The 16,436-nt window shown below is 37.8% G+C and carries 14 protein-coding genes; 10 read left to right on the plus strand and 4 right to left on the minus strand.

All coding sequences use genetic code 11. From position 1 onward, the window contains the following. The first annotated feature begins 77 nt into the window (after nt 1-77). From SJY30_RS06860 to SJY30_RS06895, 8 genes are all read left to right on the plus strand, one after another. On the plus strand, nt 78-4,424 hold the full coding sequence (locus SJY30_RS06860; protein WP_396634827.1) for a hypothetical protein: 4,347 nt from the start codon (nt 78-80) through the stop codon (nt 4,422-4,424). Then, nucleotides 4,411-4,560 (plus strand): hypothetical protein, encoded by a 150-nt coding sequence (locus SJY30_RS06865; protein WP_396634828.1) that lies wholly within the window; start codon nt 4,411-4,413, stop codon nt 4,558-4,560. The genes SJY30_RS06860 and SJY30_RS06865 overlap by 14 nt, the downstream gene beginning before the upstream one ends. A gap of 623 nt (nt 4,561-5,183) precedes the next feature. Beyond that, entirely contained in the window at nt 5,184-5,468 is a 285-nt protein-coding gene (locus tag SJY30_RS06870; RefSeq protein WP_396634829.1) for a helix-turn-helix transcriptional regulator, read from the plus strand. 5 nt (nt 5,469-5,473) lie between these two features. Further along, nucleotides 5,474-6,676 carry a VapE domain-containing protein gene (locus SJY30_RS06875; protein WP_396634830.1) on the plus strand — a complete coding sequence of 401 codons (1,203 nt, stop codon included), beginning with the start codon at nt 5,474-5,476 and terminating at the stop codon, nt 6,674-6,676. Between the two features lie 366 nt (nt 6,677-7,042). Beyond that, nucleotides 7,043-7,840, plus strand: coding sequence for a toprim domain-containing protein (locus SJY30_RS06880; protein WP_396634831.1), 798 nt, complete (start codon nt 7,043-7,045; stop codon nt 7,838-7,840). Continuing rightward, entirely contained in the window at nt 7,837-8,133 is a 297-nt protein-coding gene (gene mbpA / locus SJY30_RS06885) for a mobilization protein MbpA (protein ID WP_396634832.1), read from the plus strand. Before SJY30_RS06880 ends, mbpA begins: the two co-directional genes overlap by 4 nt. 3 nt (nt 8,134-8,136) lie before the next feature. Then, nucleotides 8,137-9,006, plus strand: coding sequence for a relaxase/mobilization nuclease domain-containing protein (locus SJY30_RS06890; RefSeq protein WP_396634833.1), 870 nt, complete (start codon nt 8,137-8,139; stop codon nt 9,004-9,006). Between the two features lie 12 nt (nt 9,007-9,018). Beyond that, on the plus strand, nt 9,019-9,492 hold the full coding sequence (locus SJY30_RS06895; RefSeq protein ID WP_396634834.1) for a DUF6730 family protein: 474 nt from the start codon (nt 9,019-9,021) through the stop codon (nt 9,490-9,492). A 113-nt stretch (nt 9,493-9,605) separates the two neighbouring features. Here the strand turns inward: SJY30_RS06895 and SJY30_RS06900 are convergent, their stop codons facing one another. Genes SJY30_RS06900 through SJY30_RS06910 form a run of 3 tightly spaced genes read right to left on the minus strand, consistent with a single transcriptional unit; the run spans nt 9,606 to nt 14,671 of the window. Beyond that, nucleotides 9,606-12,908 carry a hypothetical protein gene (locus SJY30_RS06900; RefSeq protein WP_396634835.1) on the minus strand — a complete coding sequence of 1,101 codons (3,303 nt, stop codon included), beginning with the start codon at nt 12,906-12,908 and terminating at the stop codon, nt 9,606-9,608. Nucleotides 12,909-12,965: 57 nt separating this feature from the next. After that, entirely contained in the window at nt 12,966-13,943 is a 978-nt protein-coding gene (locus SJY30_RS06905) for a nucleotidyl transferase AbiEii/AbiGii toxin family protein (RefSeq protein ID WP_396634836.1), read from the minus strand. Further along, nucleotides 13,940-14,671, minus strand: a complete 732-nt coding sequence (locus SJY30_RS06910) for a DUF6088 family protein (RefSeq protein WP_396634837.1) — start codon at nt 14,669-14,671, stop codon at nt 13,940-13,942. Before SJY30_RS06910 ends, SJY30_RS06905 begins: the two co-directional genes overlap by 4 nt. Before the next feature lie 458 nt (nt 14,672-15,129). Between SJY30_RS06910 and SJY30_RS06915 the strand changes: the two genes are divergently transcribed. Together SJY30_RS06915 and SJY30_RS06920 are read left to right on the plus strand one after the other, a co-directional pair. After that, nucleotides 15,130-15,324, plus strand: a complete 195-nt coding sequence (locus SJY30_RS06915) for a helix-turn-helix domain-containing protein (protein ID WP_396634838.1) — start codon at nt 15,130-15,132, stop codon at nt 15,322-15,324. Between the two features lie 108 nt (nt 15,325-15,432). Further along, entirely contained in the window at nt 15,433-15,630 is a 198-nt protein-coding gene (locus SJY30_RS06920) for a hypothetical protein (RefSeq protein ID WP_396634839.1), read from the plus strand. 126 nt (nt 15,631-15,756) lie between these two features. On the opposite strand, the gene SJY30_RS06925 is transcribed toward SJY30_RS06920, so the two are convergent. Further along, nucleotides 15,757-16,338: a tRNA-(ms[2]io[6]A)-hydroxylase gene (locus SJY30_RS06925; protein WP_396634840.1), complete on the minus strand. Its 582-nt coding sequence runs from the start codon at nt 16,336-16,338 to the stop codon at nt 15,757-15,759. Between the last annotated feature and the right edge of the window lie 98 nt (nt 16,339-16,436).

Genomic DNA, 16,436 nt, shown 5'->3' on the forward strand with positions numbered 1-16,436 from the left:
TTAGACACCAATTACACTAGTCAAAAAATATTATTCTGTAAATTGCTCCACTTAGATAAGCAGAATTTATTTACTAGATGGATTTTAATAATTTCAACACCTACAGCGAAAGCCCGCAGAATGCCTTTGAAACCTTATGCACCCATTTGTTTGAGCGGTATTTGCGTAGGAAATATGGCAGTGACCTTGTAAAATTCCGCGTGGTAAACGGTGCTGGCGGCGATGGGGGTATCGAAGCCTATGGCGAGCTGAGGAACGGTGACCTTATAGCGGTGCAGGCCAAATGGTTCCGCACCAGCATGCAGGACTCACAGATAACACAGATTGAAAAATCTGTTAATACAGCTATGAAACATCGGAATAAGATTGTAGAATACATCATATGTGTTCCTCGGTCCCTTGCTTCCATCAAAACAGGTAAAGGCCAAGTAGCGGTGGTAAATACGGAAGAATATCGTGTGGAACAGCTTACTGCTAAAATTCAAGCAGCATATACTGGAACAACATTTACCTGGTGGTTCGAGCAGGATTTGCAAAGTGAATTGCTGGAACCCGACAATGAGGGCATGAACAAGTTTTGGTTCGAACGCGATGTGGTCACTCATAAGCAGTTGGTCGATCAGTTCGAGCTGGAAAAGGCGGCCTGGATAGATAAGCGATACATTCCTGAACTACATGGGCCTGGTGTGATTCAACAGCATATCGAACAAATATTATATAGCCAGGATTACCGGAAAGAATTACTCAATCGAATCGGGGAAACTACCAAAATACTTCAAAGCTCTACTTCTCTCATCACACGCTTTAGCGATACGCTAGATGCGGACAGCGGGATGTTACCAGAACTGCAAAGCATTCAATACAATATCGATCAAAACATGGCAGCCCTTTTGCAGGTGATCATAGCAGTTCAGGAGGGCATTGGCGAATTACCCAAAATTAACCTTCAACCCATGTTGGTAAGCAGGGACTTATTTATAGCTTTGGAGGAACTGAGGCCCAGCGCCCGACAGCTGGGCTTACCAAGGCGGTTGTTGGAATCGCTCGACCGAATCGCTAATCTCGACCTGGCAGTTATGATTGTCAGGATACGGGACGAAGTTGCTCAATCAGGGCTACTTTTCCTAGGTAATTCAGGAACCGGGAAAACTCATGCGATTTCCAATACAGTGGATATTCGCCTTAACCATCAGAAATTTCCAGCACTGATTATCAGGGCTAAAGGGGCGCCATGTGATGACTGGACTTCTTTATTTCAAAAAGCACTTGATATCGATAACTGGAACAAAAACGAAATGTTATCCGCACTCGAAACGCTTGCGGTTCGTGCCGACTACCAGTCGGCCAAAGACTTAAACCCTGGTGATGAATTGAAAAAAGAACTAGCCAAGGTAATAATCTGTATAGATGGATTGGAGGAGGATACCGAACACTGGCCGGAGTGGTATGCTCGGATACGTGAAAGCGGAACGCTGATGAACCGCTACTCACGGTTACGATTCGCTTTTACGGCACGACCCTATTTCCGGAATGATGAGGAAATGCCGTCAGACCTTGCTTTCCAGATGGTTGAAATTCCTCGAGAAGGTGATGTTCCTGTACAGGCGGTAGTCGACCGCTATTTTGAGCATTTCGACATTACCGTCGAGCCGAGATCACTAATCCGGGGCATCGATAGTCTCTATGCCCTACGGTTATTCTGTAAACTATATGAAGGTCAGAACCTGACAGTAGAGGACGAGATACTCACTGCCGAACATGACCTGCTAGATGAAAAAATTAACCAGATGGAAAAAGAGTTTCGGCAAGCTAAAAATCCTGGCGCAGCACGCACCCCGGTAAGGAATGCCATCGAAGCTATTTCTGAGATTTTTTATGCGCAATCAGAGATATCACATTCGGAGTTGTATATCCTACTGAAGGATGAATCTTTGAACTACCTGGGTAACGAGGAGGTGGAAAGGGCAATTGAATTTTTAGTGAACAATGCATTTCTGACTAAGAGCGAGATACCAGTTAAGAAAGGAGCTATTAAAAAAATACAGGTGTCTTATACCCTGACCTATCAGTCTATTATGGAGGTAATCATGTCGGATAAATATGTAGAGGGTATTATAAAGGAGGAAATAACTGCTATACCAGAACGCCTGCTTGCAGTTCCTGAAAGAGGAAAATCCCACGAATTGCAGTTAGTTAATCAACGTATAGTTCAGGAGATTGTCAATACGCTCTTTCATAAGCATGGCATACTGATCGGCCGAGATAATTTCCTTTCCAAAGGGATAGCACCGGCCACTATCCAGCAACTGCATACAAAAGCCCTAATCCAGGCCCCGTCAGATGTCGCCGCCTCATTTAAAGCGAACATCAGTATTTTATATTTCAAAGACCTTAAGAGCCGATATTTCGTATTCAGCACACTTATTTATCCTTCAGCGTCATCCTCAGCCAATTATTTTGGTGCAGAATATCTACATGGCTTACTGATGAATCAACCTACAGCTGTAGAGCGCGATAAGATATGGCTTGGGATTGACCGCCAAGATATTCATGAACTGGAAAAGGAGAAAAACCAAAAATACTTCAGGTATAATCTGCGTCGGGTATTTGACCCCGATGGCGAAGGTGATCTGTATCTGCCCGAACTTTCGCTGCACAATGAATATCCTCTTATATTTGGTTGGGCGCTGGCCACTCTAGACCAGTCTTTTAGGGAGCGTTTACGTACCGCACTGACTAGATGGGCGATCAAACAACCGCAGGAGTTTAAATTGTTACTAGACAAACTTTTCCCATGTAATGATCCACAGATACGGGAAGATCTGGCGACTATCGCATTAGGAGTTGCCTCCAAATTGAAGGATAAGCCCTCATTACAGGAACTGGCGGAATGGTCGCTGTCCAATGTTTTCGCTAAACCCTGCAATCATCATAATATTATAGTCAGAATCGGCTTCCGATCTTTGGTTGAAAAGGCATTTTATACAGGGGTAATCAGTGATAAGCAGGCCGCTCAGGCACGTCCACAGCAGATAGAGTGGCTGAAATTTATTCCGGTCGATGCCGATGCACTTAAAAAAGGTGGCGAGCAAATTTATCCTATAGTTCATGACTTGGCCTGGTATGTGATTAAACGCTCATTCGATGACTTCATGGAATATCAGTCTATGGACAAGGACAAAGAACCAGAAAATAAGGTAGAGGCATTTTTGAAGGCCTATATTAATCATCTTGGCATTGAGGGTCTTTCGGCTTATGAATGGGCGATTTCGACTGCTATCGCGTACATAAAATCATTAGGCTTTAATCGAACTAAAGATGATGGCAACAGCTATACCGATGCCAGTCATGGTTCAAAAAGTAAGCTATTCACCCTAGAAGAAAAGTATACCTGGCTGGCTGTACATTACATCCAAGGCTATTTATCGGACTACCTACCTCATAAAGATACTGAGAAGTTTGTGGATGATTATATGAAAATCGTTAACATTGATAACCCCGCAGAATTCTTGGCAGATACAATTCATGAGGAGATACCCGATATTGAAGACAACTGGATTGTTAAAGGACCACTGGCCCCAGAAATGCAGGAAGTCGGAACAGCTGACGAACAAATAAAGGTAGCAATTGAAGGAGAGCCAGCAATTGATTTTAATAACTGGGTCCAGTTCAGTGATCGCGATTTGCGCAGTGAAGGCAATAATAGAGAGTGGCTGGCGCTGTTTAATTACACTGCAGTTCATGATTCCAAAGCCTACATTAATTCGAGGATGGATATCCGTGGTGTTCTCATAGAAAAGGGTCAAGCACCAGCGTTAATAGATATAGTTAAAAATCATCCTCGACAAAGCTCTTTTGTTGAGTCTATCGACCGGATGGTAGGTTCACCAGATACAGATACGTACAGCAATCCATCTGATATTGTTTGGATGAATTGGATCGGGGAAAATTATATTACCGAAACATTTTACCTGCCATCGAACGGGGAAGAAAAACACATGCAGTACGCGGTAACCAGCGTTACCAAAAATACGGTCGAGGGTGGCGAGGATGAAATATATATACCTTCTAAGGCAGTCAGGGATATGTTGGGAATCATTGAGATGTCGCAGCAGCTATTTCTTGATGATGAAGGGAGAATCATGGCCATTAATCATATCCTAAGTCGTCCTTCTTACGATAAGCAAAAAATGACCTTGGTACCCAAAAAGGAATTTTTAGCCAAACTGGGCGCAGATGGGAAGGAGATTGTTTGGTTTGCTGATTTATATCGCAGTAAAAATGCTCTAAACGACAGTATCAAGAGCGAAGAACATCCGATGAAGACCAGAAAATATATAGTATGGTATAAAGATGGTAAATTGAGTTGGGAGAAATTTTGGGACGCCCGTTTTTCAAATAAAAGAGATAATGACTCTAATTGACCAGTGGAAAATGATGATGGCGGATAGCATTTCATGCTGGATAACAGCTTACTTTAATGACAAAGCTCTTTTGGTAAACGGCCGTGCTAGTTACACACCGATTTGGGGACTACTTAGACTTATTGGATTACTGTAAAAAAAAGGGCGGCATTAATATTTGCATTTACGGACACGGAATTGTAGAAATTGATGAAAATGCGATTTAGACATTTCAACTACAAATATAAACATCATGCGTAGCAAGTTTTGAAATTGTAATAATGAGACCGACTGATAAAATGGTTCGAAAGTTATTGAACGGAAAACTATCACTGCAGCAAAAAAAGATGTCCTTTGAAGAGACCTAGTCCAGTTCTCTAAAGTTCTGCAACAACCATAAACAGTTTATGGAATTGTAGGATGAAACAATTTATAAAAATAAGTTTATCAAAAGTTGAAATTTTTTTAGTATCAATTAGTGTATCTACCGATTTAAATATCCTTATTTTGATATAAATTCAGTTTTCTATTGTTAATAACTTAAAATCCTTCATTTTCAACAAATAATAAACGGTTCCATTTGAGTCGCTTTGGCTCCAAATATAATTTTCAAAATTTTATATGGTGTTATTTGGTTCTATATGGTATAAGTAGTTGTATACCAATATTTTGTGGATAAATATTGAATCCTAAACAAATTTTACCACCTCCCTCCTACTACCTTTATCCAAAGGAAAACAAAAGCGCTTTTGTTCATTTAATAATCTTAAAAAGAAACAAATGGACACTATTTTAATATTTGAACGGCTTGATCGTTTGGAAAGGCTTTTAACGGCCAATAAGGAGGTACTCACCTTCGAGGAAACCTGTGAATACACCGGAATATCTAGAAGCTATCTGTATAAACTGACAGCCTCCGGAAATATCCCGCATTCGAAACCCAACGGGAAAATGATTTTTTTCGAAAAGAAGAAGCTGAACAATTGGCTACTCCGAAATGGCAGAAAATCAAAAGCTGAACTTACCAGCGAAGCATTAAGCTATACGCTCAAAAACAAAAGGTGATGGGTATGGCTGATAACGGCGAACAACTCTACCACGTAAAGGACGCCAAGAAAAAAACCGTGTACGACTACACCATGGAGTACTTGGAGGGCAAGTATGACATCACGTACAATGAGATATCCCATGACTTTCAGATTGCGTTTAGCGGTTCTAAAGAATGGCAGTATCTGAATTTGAACTCATTGATTATAGAACTGGCGAAAGCAGGTATCGATATACCAAACGGGAAATTAGAGACTCTTATCCGTTCGGAATATATTCCTAAATGCAATCCTATCAAAGAATACTTTGAGAACCTACCGAAATGGGATGGTGAGGACCATATCTTAAGACTGGCATCCTACGTACCGACTTACGAAAAAGACGCATTCAATTATCATTTAAAGAAATGGCTGGTGCGCACCATCAAATGCGCTTTGGAAAGGAAGTACTTTAATAAACAGGCTTTTGTGCTTTCCCATAAGGGTCAGAATTCCGGAAAATCCACCTGGTGCCGATTTCTTTGCCCACCCGAATTAGGAGAATATATGGCAGAGGATATTAGCAATGATAAGGACGCTCGAATTCAGCTCTGCAAGAACTTCCTTTACAATCTGGACAAACTGGCCGTACTTTCCAAAAAGGATGTGAATGCTTTGAAATCATTTTTCTCCAAGACCTTTATCAATGAACGGCTACCGTATGATAAAAAGAATACTACACTACCGCGAATATGTTCCTTTTTAGGGTCTACGAATATGGCATCCTTTCTAAATGACGAGACCGGTTCCGTTCGTTGGCTGTGTTTTGAACTTAAAGGTAAAATCGATTTTTCATACTCGAAAGAAATCGATATTAACAAGGTATGGTCACAAGCGTATTATCTAGCTTATACCGACCCTAATTTTAATCCCGAACTATCCATCAAGGATATTCAAGAGAATGAGGAGCGAAACAAGAAATACACGAAGTTGACCACGGAGGAAGAACTGGTTTCCAAATATTTTGAAAAGTCCGACGATATCAATGACTTTGTTACCGCCTCGGATGTATTGGTCAAGCTGACCTGCCTCAACCTACGATTGAACCAAATAAACTTGGGGAGGGCGCTGTCCGGATTTAACTTTCAACGAATAAAACATCCCAAACGACAAGTGTACGGGTATCTGGCAAAGTCTATTTTCGCGCAATCGCCATGGGAAGTGGAACTAAAAAACAAGGAATTATAATTACCTACTTACCTCAAGTACCTGCATCGCCACACTTGCGGGAGCTATTCTCAGGTAAGATATATAAACCAATAGTTACCTAAGTATTACCAAACCTACCTTATTAGGTACCATAGGTAAGCTCAATTATATACCGACCTAATCCGCGAAGTACTTTAAATAAGGGCTTAGGTAGAAAGGTAACCGAAATTTAAAAAAAAGAAGCTGATGAAAGAAAAAAGAACAAACAAGCTATCGTGTGAAAGAGCCCGAGCTTTTCCCATCGAAAAGGCGCTGGCAAAACTCGGGCACTTTCCGACCAAGACAAACCACAAAGAAGCTTGGTTTCTGAGCCCGCTCCGCTCAGAAACCCAAGCCTCTTTTAAGGTGTCCAAGAAACTGAATCGATGGTACGACCATGGAGAAGGAAAAGGCGGTAATGTTATCGACCTAATCTGCTTGATTACTAAAGGAACGGTTAAAGAAGCCTTAAAGCTAATCGAACAGGACCTGACCTCTCTTTCCTTTCAGCAGCGATCGATTTTAAAAGAAAACGATGACGACAAAATAATTGTAACGAAGATTAAGCCTTTGACCCATGTTGGACTTAAAGAGTATTTGAAATTTAGGGGTATATCAATCTCTACTGCCAATAAGCTGATTAAAGAAGTCCATTATGATTTTAAGGATGGAAACTATTTTGCAATTGGTCTCCAGAACAAATCCAGAGGTTGGGAACTGCGGAACAAATATTATAAGAATTCTAGTTCCCCAAAAGACATTACCTGTATTAGAAATGGTAATGAAAAGCTTGTCGTAGTTGAGGGAATGTTCGATTTAATGTCGCTTATGGAAATCGATAAAAAGCTAAGTGCCAAGTATGATTTTTTGGTGTTGAACTCTACGGCATTTGTTGAAAAGGCTGTAAAGTTTATTATTACATATCGTAGTGTAGTCCTCTATTTGGACAACGATGCAAATGGAAAACGAACGGCTCAAAAGCTGATGAGGCACGCTAACAACTGCGAAGACAAATCAGTCTTATATGAAGGCTTTAAGGATATAAACGGATGGCTCATATATAGTGCTAAAAAGGGATTTGGGCAGGGAGCGCGAGATGTGTTTTTGTTGCCACAAAAACAAACTCGCTTTACTCCCGGCGGTCGCAAAGAAGAAAAGAAATGAAACGGACCTACATCAAATTCCGATGCTCTATTTACGAGAAGAAACTGCTCAGAAAAAGGGCGGAACGGGCTGGTGTATCACTCTCCGAGTATTGCCGTAGCTCCGCTTTTGGAAATTCGGTCATAGAACGTTTGACCGGGGAACAATTGGAATATTATAAAATGTTGGTGAAGTACAAGGGCAACTTTACCCGTATCGGTAATATGTTCAAAAAACACAATCCGAAGCTTGCCAATGAGGTTGAGACCTTGGCAGAAGAAATACGGACACACCTCTATAATTTCAAAAAGTAACATATGATAGGGAAAGGAACTTCCATAGCGCACACCGGGACAAGTATCGAATACGGCTGGAACCAGGAGAAGGATGCCGAAATCGTATATACCCAACATTTGGCGGGAACCGATCCCCAACAGATAACCGAGGAGTTCAGGTTGATACAAGAAGAGAATACCCGTTGCCAAAAGAACACACTTAGCTTTATACTCAGCCCGACACAGGAAGACGGCAGAAAACTAACCAAGGAACAACTCGGGGAATTGACCCAAAAGTTCATAAAAGAAATGCAATTAAAGGAACGACAAGCCATTGCATTCGTGCATAGGGACAAGGCACATAACCATGTGCATCTGTACGTCAATCGGATAGGTTTTGATGGCAAGGCCTACAATGATAGCTTTATCGGGAAGCGGAGCCAACTGGCTGCAGAAAATGTAGCTAAGAAAATGGGGCTGACCACGGTAAAAGAGGTGCAATTGGAAAAGGAACTGGATTCCATACATGTACGTCTCGAAATAAAGAATATCCACCAGAAAGTAATGGAGAGCGATAGGCCAAAAACGCTAGATAGTTATATTAAGGCAATGCATGAAAGGAACGTGAAAGTCATTCCGAGTATTAACAAGGCAAACAAGTTGCAGGGATTTCGATTCCAATACGAAGGCCATAATTTCAAGGCAAGCGAGGTGCACCGCTCCATGTCCGGAGGAAGGATAATGGCGCAACTTTCCCACCATAGGGGTATGGCAAAACCAATAGAGGTTGGTAAATCGGTTCAAGTATTGGGAAAGACCTTGGAAATGAGCACTAATCTTGCTGCAAGCATCGCCAAGAACATCATCAAAAAAACAATCAAAAGGGCAATCGATACTGGAATCGGATATTAAAAACAAAAAACTATGGGATACAAAAAACTGGACGAGGTAATGGAACTGCTGACCGACGAGCTGGACGGCTTTAACAAATCATTGGACAAGCTGGAGAAACTGACCAAGAATGCGGACAATCTCAAAATAAAGCCAGACACCTCAGAAATCGAGTATATACTAAAAGAGCACTTGAATGCTGAAAAAGTAAAGAATTCAAAACTTCAAGAAACTATTGTCGTTATGGAAAAGCAGATTTCCAAGGCAAGATTAGTTCCTAAAACACTATCGTGGATTCACTATTCCATTTGGCTTTGTTCTGTGTTAATCATTGGCTATTTGGCTTTCAAAGTATCTCAAATAAGCGATATCCGAGAAGAAGCCTTTGTAGCAGGGGAGCAACAGGTAATCTCAGACCTGAGAGGATATTTTGACCAGTACCCCGAACATTACGAATCCTACCAAAAATGGAGGAAACAAAAAGATAGTATTCCAAATCAACAGTAGGGTGCGCCCTATGGAATTTTTGCTTAACGCTTATCTGCCGGAACACTACAAAAATTCCACAGGATCCACGCGCATTTAAGTTATGGTAAGATTTGGGCAAACAATTCTATCCATTAAGAATTATACTTTTCATATAAATTCCTCAAAAAATACTGTCCATTTTTGGCAAACTCATTACAAATCCTGTTAGAATAGTTTGTGAGTTTTTCGTTTTCAAGGAGGTACATAGATTCAGTAAATTCGATAATCTCTTTCTGCATTATTGAGGCATAATAGAAATCCTTAAATACTGATTCCATGAAAATATCACAGGCATAAATGCTGCTTTCTACAACATCACCTTGTAATTTTAATCTATTTAAATTTTTAATTAATTCGTCGAAATCCCTACCATGCCTCGCGAACTTTGAAGTATTTACAATAAGCTCATAGTTTTCCTCATTAAGTTTTTCAATATATTTTATAAGATAAAATAAAGTAGGCATATCTTTAGATTCGAGATCTGTGCTATCTTCTAGTATTTCAAGGGTAAGGTTCCAAATTTTAAAAATCTTTCTTTTGAATAGGATTTTACCATCGGCATCCTGATTTTTTAAATATTGGTCATATTTAAATGATAAGGAGTGAATAATACTTCTTATTTTGTGAATATTCTTTTGATTCAAAATATAAGTTAGTATTTCGCCTTCTCTTAAATCTTCAAAATCAAAGATGTAAAAAATCGTTGCATGAACCTCCAGAGGGTCAGTACGCATTGATGAATCCTCGACTTTCCAATCTTCCTTTATCGCCTTTATATAAACATCCTTAAATGTTTCATACTCAAATTTTGAATCTGGATATTCAATCAAATGACCGCCAAAGTATGATTTGATGGTTTGATTATCTCTTGAAGATATAGACTGTAATTGATTACTTGTCCATGTGTAATCTAAAAAATAAAATTGGTTTCTGTGCCAGCCAAGATACATATAGAACTCCTGGATATTATTTTCAATTAATTTATCGTAGGCTTCTTTTTCCTTATCTGCCCATCTTGAGCTTTTATCTTCCAAACTATTACTCAGTAACCGCGCTTTTCTCAAGGATAAGTCGAATAATGCACCTATTATAACTCCAGATGTCGAGTTAATGGCGTGCATGGCCGAACCCAATTTTCCTTTAGCTTTGTCCTCCAATTCATTACGTATATATTTATCCAAAAAAATAAATATAATTTTCTCAGCTATCGGTAATAGTTTAGCATCAAAGGCTCGTTCATCCCTCCGCATCCCAGCACTTAGCAGTCTACAAAAACTCTTGACAACATCTAAATGGTCATGTTTATAAGATGCGTTTTTTAACTGTAGGCGATTTGTAGCAAATTCAGCCTGTTTAATATACTTATAAAGAAAATTCAGAATATTTTCCCAATTTATTTCACTGTTATTCTTCCAAGCATCACTTAGTGCAAAACAAATCTCTGAAATGTGCCTATAAGGTGTTTGTAAAAACAAATCACAATTGTTGTAAAATACTTCTGGTGATTCTTTAATAAAGGTGTTCAAGTTGGTTGCCAAACCTTCAATGCAGGGCTCCCTAAAAGTTCTTTCAGGGTCAAATGTTTTTAGAATCCCAACCAAATTACTTACTGAAATAGTTTTTAATTCTTTCTTACTAATTGGAGAGGTACTTCCAAAAGTTACATTACCCTGTTCTCTTGGCCTTATTTCCTTTTTGTCCTTATTTAAATTCTTGGAAAACAATTCAAATTTTTTCTCAAATAATAAATTTGTACTTAGTGCAGAATACCAAAGAAGTCTATAATCATCTAGGTATTTAGTCTTGTCGTAATAATCTTTATCCTGAGAACCATTTTCAATGATTCTTTCAATTATTGAAGCCTCCCTTTCGCTTAAGGAATCAGCAATTTCTTCTAACAAAAAATAAAGGTCATCAGCCCAAAAGTTATTGGAAAATAGCATATTCTCATCGTCATTTTTTATAAAATTGAAGAACAGTTGTTTTGAATTTTTCCATGTTTTCGCAAACAGAAACAAAGAAAGTTTTATAAAGTGTTTATGATTATATGTATCACTTAGAAAGGCAGATATAATTTCTCTTATTCGCGTTTTAGATTGCTTAGAGATTTCTACGCATGAAGTTTTTAAGAAGATTGTATAAATTGTTTCAATGGAGTAGGAATGTTTATCAACTTCATTGATGTGAAATATACTTTTAATCCAGAACTCGCTTATATATTCGGCCTTCAAATAAATTAGTAGGTTATCGGCAATAGAATAAACAATCTTATTAGAGCAATATTTTGAAACACCTGAATAAAAAACTGGATTCTGACAAGCATGTTTTAATCTATACGCCCTAATAACAGGGGAATACTTGCCAGTTTCATAGCTTGACTGATCTCTAAATTTTTGCTTATCCGATATTTCAAAAACTAATTTGACTAATTTTTCAATTTTCTGCTTGTCCTTATTAGTTATTTCCTCTTTATCGAAAAAAGAATATATGAGCTTAAAAATTGATTCGCTTTGAAGGTTATTCTCATATTTTGTATTAAAGAAACTAGGTATGTAATCAACTATTTTATCTGTTACGTAATCTTTGGGTAAATTTGTTAGTATATCTAGAAGAAAGTACCAAATTCTGTAATTTTCAAGTTTTTTTATGTTTTTGGAGTAGTTACATATCTCAAGTATAATTTTTATTAAAACTTCAGAGTTTTTATCATCTACATTACCCTTTTTAATCTCGATGGATATAAATTCTAAGTATTCAGCTTGGTTCCATAAGGCCTCATCTAATATATATTCAGGAGAGAAAAAGCCATTATTATGTAAAGGTTTTAGCCAACTTACTTTTTTAAGGCTAATATAAAAATGTCTCTCTTTCTGTTCGTCCTTAAAGATGTTACTTAATGCAGCAAGGATTTGTTTTGTAGGCCTCTCAAACCTGACAATTCGTTCAATTTGCTTTAATTGGTTAATAAAACTACCTAGTAACTTCAAAAGAATTAATTCATAATCAAACCATAACTGTATAACTTCTTTTGGATCTCTAGGTGATTTTGTTGCGCCTCTCCGATGCGCATACTTTACAAATTTTGTGGCAACTTCGATATACTGTTTGGCAAAACTATCATCGATAGGCAAATCTAGAGCCACTAATATTGATACTACATTCCCTCGATCTTTAAGTGAAGGTTCTTTGAGCATTTTCTCCTTTGCACTCATTGGCGCAAGAATATCCCTTAAGCCACCATCTATTTCCCGTGCGACATGTGCTAAGAGATAAGATTTTGATTTCAGGTTTTCACTATGAAGAATATCCAATGCATCCATGTAAAAAGATGATATCTCTTCTCCTATACTTTTTAAACCGTTATATATATTCTGTTGGTTTTCGTTAATTTCCATATATCGGAATTAATATAAATTTTGCATGAACATTATAAATTCTTAAATATCTCAGTACTAAAAAGTAACAATCCAAGTAAACGTACGCAATCGCTCGACCACTTTCAAAATCGTGGTCAACACATCCTTTTCTTTTGGTAACTCCCCATAAACCAAAAACTTAAAATCATTCTGATAGGTATCTTTAAGCTGGTCCCAAGTTTCTTCAGGGCTTTTGAAAATCAAAGCCTCTTTTGGATGATACCTCAACCAATCATTATTATTTTTAAAGCTCTGCACATCATCATGAGCTACTTTAAGCAGCATTGTATCGAAATCACCCGACCTGAAAAACTCTTGAACTACTTTATCCTTCAGTAGCTGATGAATATCATACACATGTCTGATTTTAGCGTTCAAGTCAACAATAGGCGTTTCAGTATGTGAGAACCGAACCAAACTCATTATCTTTTCACAAAGCGTTCTTCTAGAATCCAATACAAGTGCGTCAAAAGGCAATAGATTATATTCTTCCGCCAATGCTGTTTGGTTTGTGGCATTCATCATATCATAGATATACGTATTCAATACTCTCTTAGTATATGGTTCAAAATAGCCTAGCCATGTTGCTTCTATGATAATGGTGTCTCTTACCTGCCCATAATTTCCTTTGAAAATTTTGGGATAGTTATAGGCTATCTTTCGAATCATTCCCATTTTGTTGGTAATCCCTTCCATTTCTACTTCTACGAATGGTGCAGTTATTTCCTTGGTTATTTTTTTAAGCTTAGACTTTAATTGATTTCCTGTCTCTTCTTTTCTTCGTATTACGACTAAATCAATATCCTCGGAAAAACGTTCAATAAATTTATAACACTTTGACAAGGCCGTGCCCCCCTTAAATATGGCTTCATCTTTAATAGCACTATCAAAGATGAGTTTTAGCGCGTAGCATACCCAATAGTCCTTTTCAATATAGATATCCAAGATACCCATCCGCTCTGCAGTTACCTGTACCGCTTGTCTGAAAAGTTGTTCATTCTCGTGCAGCTTCATTTTATATTCCAGTATTTAGCGTTTGACAGCAACTTTTCAGAAATATCAAAATTATAAACAGTTATTGGGTTTAAACTATCTTGAAGGTCTCTTAGCTCAGTCTCTACCTTGCAACCGATCTCTTTTAACAATGCACCCAATAAAGCTCTGGTTGCAGGAGAATATTTAAAAGCCAATTTTATAAGTTTTATCTGTTCGGTAGTTTTCAATTCGCGCAATAATACCATCAATCGAATACAACTTTTTTCAATAGTGGTATCCGGTATTTTCTTGATATAACGTATCACATCCAACAATCTCAATAGAGGAATATTTTCTTTATTAATAGTATTTTTTTGTTTGATGAACGAAATTCTAAAACGACCTCTTTTGAAAGAAGGCCGTATCTCCCGTTTGCCTATCTGTATCGTGCTACTTACTTGTGTGGTAAGCCCTAGGGAATTATAAACGCTATACCCCGTAATATACCCTACAAGTTTGCCGTCTTCCTCCAACAAGTCTTTTACAATTTGATGTTGATCTGGCAACAAAGTACCAAACACAGTTTTTTGTGGCTTGAAGTATTTACCTTTAGAGAGCTTGTTTATCTTATTGGAAGCAGCCATTCTATTCAGATGTTTAATGATGGCTTCCCTCCTAGTCACCTCGTTCATAAAATCTATATAGGTGAACACATACCCTTTGGGCAACTTATTAATCTTATCTTCAATGTATTCAGAGGTTTTCATTGGAAACTAATTTATACAAAGATATTTAAAATGTCCAGTTTATTAATTAAAAAACTGGACATTTTTTAATAAGTACTGATAACTTTAGTTGTATTGCATATGTGATTCTTTTACCTTGCAGACTCCTTCATCATCTGCAAGGTAAAAGAATCACAGTATTGCTTAGTGTATTCCCAACCTAGCTGTTCCCTTCTTTTCTTCCGAAATATTACTAAACGACCAACGGGTCAAGTTTTTTGCACAAAAAACTTGACATAATGCTACTTAAATAGGCGAAAATAAGAAGTAGTCTATGATAACTAACCCTTAGGTCGCACTAATACTGAAGAGATTATAGTGCACTATTTCATGTTTGTAAACCAATGCTATAAAGAAAATCGTCAATTAGTGCAATTAAATGCACTATTAGTATAATTTTCGTAGCAAACACCTATTTTTATAGTCAAAAGAGCCATATAATGCACTTTACAAGTCTCATACGTATCATGAAAGAAAGGAGAGAAATGCTTCACTTTACGCAGGAAATGCTAGCAGACCTTTCTGATGTAGGCCTACGTACCCTTAAACAGTTTGAAAGCGGTAAAGGCAACCCTACTGCAAAAACCTTAAACAAACTGGCTAACTCGCTAGGTATGGAACTCACATTCAAATAAAACAACGATAGCTGAAGAATAAGGCAAGCGGTCATTCAATACAAAAAGAAAGAAGGCAATAAAAATTGATATTAATAGTAATATTATTTTGCAATAAATGCCATACTTATGGAAAAGAAATTCACAGCCTGGTTGGAATTGAGAAAGTCGAGCAGGGATGAATTTGGAGATATGCTCTGTTATTGCGGACATACGGACAAGTGTGACTGCGGTAATCCTACGATTTCAATTTTTAAGGATTCCATAGAAAGAGGAGTTTTGGATGTAAATGACGCAAAAAACGGCTGGAAACCCGTAAAATTCTAGTCGGAAAAATAAAAATGTGTACCTCGTTTTTGACTTATGTATCTCGTTTGCGTCGCATAGTGCCTAAAGCCCCGTAGAATATACATCCGTCATTTACTGTATCGGCAAATAAATAAAATAAAAGTATCAACCATGAATAGTTTCATCCTTTCCATAATTTTGAATCACTTCTGCTTCAAACTCAACTAACTCTTGCCAGCGTTTATCAACATCAACGTCTTGACCATATTTGCGGGCAAAGCCAATAAATGTAGTGTAATGACCTGCTTCGCTAATCATTAAGTCCCTATAAAATTTAGATAATTTTGGATCTTTAATTTCTTCTGACAATAATTTAAAACGTTCGCAGCTTCTAGCTTCTATCATTGCAGAAAACAACAATCTATCTACCATAGATTGTAACCTGTTACCACCTTTATTCATGAATTTATATAATTCATTCACATAACTATCCTTTCGTTCTCTACCTAAAGTATAACCCCGTTCTTTTATAATATCATGCACCATTTGAAAATGCACCAATTCTTCTTGCGCCAGTAGAAGTAAATCTGTTACTAAATCCGGGTATTCAGAATTTAGGGTAATTATGGTAATGGCATTAGTTGCTGCCTTTTGTTCGCACCATGCATGATCTGTTAGAATCTCTTCGAGATTCTTCTCAACAATGTTGACCCAACGTGGATCAGTAGCTAATTTTAGATGTAACATGGTATTCATTTTTTTGTAAATGTAGGCGTCAGTACCCGAAATACAATAATGAAAACCCCATATAATTATAAATAAGAGACGGAAATACAATTTATAAT

This window comes from Maribacter sp. R86514 (genome assembly GCF_044597005.1).
Taxonomy (GTDB): Bacteria; Bacteroidota; Bacteroidia; order Flavobacteriales; family Flavobacteriaceae; genus Maribacter.

Excerpts from the sequence above, each read along its gene's own strand:
- SJY30_RS06860 (WP_396634827.1), top strand. The coding sequence starts at position 78 with ATGGATTTTAATAATTTCAACACCTACAGCGAAAGCCCGCAGAATGCC.
- SJY30_RS06865 (WP_396634828.1), top strand. The coding sequence starts at position 4,411 with ATGACTCTAATTGACCAGTGGAAAATGATGATGGCGGATAGCATTTCA.
- SJY30_RS06870 (WP_396634829.1), top strand. The coding sequence starts at position 5,184 with ATGGACACTATTTTAATATTTGAACGGCTTGATCGTTTGGAAAGGCTT.
- SJY30_RS06875 (WP_396634830.1), top strand. The coding sequence starts at position 5,474 with ATGGCTGATAACGGCGAACAACTCTACCACGTAAAGGACGCCAAGAAA.
- mbpA (WP_396634832.1), top strand. The coding sequence starts at position 7,837 with ATGAAACGGACCTACATCAAATTCCGATGCTCTATTTACGAGAAGAAA.
- SJY30_RS06890 (WP_396634833.1), top strand. The coding sequence starts at position 8,137 with ATGATAGGGAAAGGAACTTCCATAGCGCACACCGGGACAAGTATCGAA.
- SJY30_RS06895 (WP_396634834.1), top strand. The coding sequence starts at position 9,019 with ATGGGATACAAAAAACTGGACGAGGTAATGGAACTGCTGACCGACGAG.
- SJY30_RS06900 (WP_396634835.1), bottom strand. The coding sequence starts at position 12,908 with ATGGAAATTAACGAAAACCAACAGAATATATATAACGGTTTAAAAAGT.
- SJY30_RS06905 (WP_396634836.1), bottom strand. The coding sequence starts at position 13,943 with ATGAAGCTGCACGAGAATGAACAACTTTTCAGACAAGCGGTACAGGTA.
- SJY30_RS06910 (WP_396634837.1), bottom strand. The coding sequence starts at position 14,671 with ATGAAAACCTCTGAATACATTGAAGATAAGATTAATAAGTTGCCCAAA.
- SJY30_RS06915 (WP_396634838.1), top strand. The coding sequence starts at position 15,130 with ATGCACTTTACAAGTCTCATACGTATCATGAAAGAAAGGAGAGAAATG.
- SJY30_RS06920 (WP_396634839.1), top strand. The coding sequence starts at position 15,433 with ATGGAAAAGAAATTCACAGCCTGGTTGGAATTGAGAAAGTCGAGCAGG.
- SJY30_RS06925 (WP_396634840.1), bottom strand. The coding sequence starts at position 16,338 with ATGTTACATCTAAAATTAGCTACTGATCCACGTTGGGTCAACATTGTT.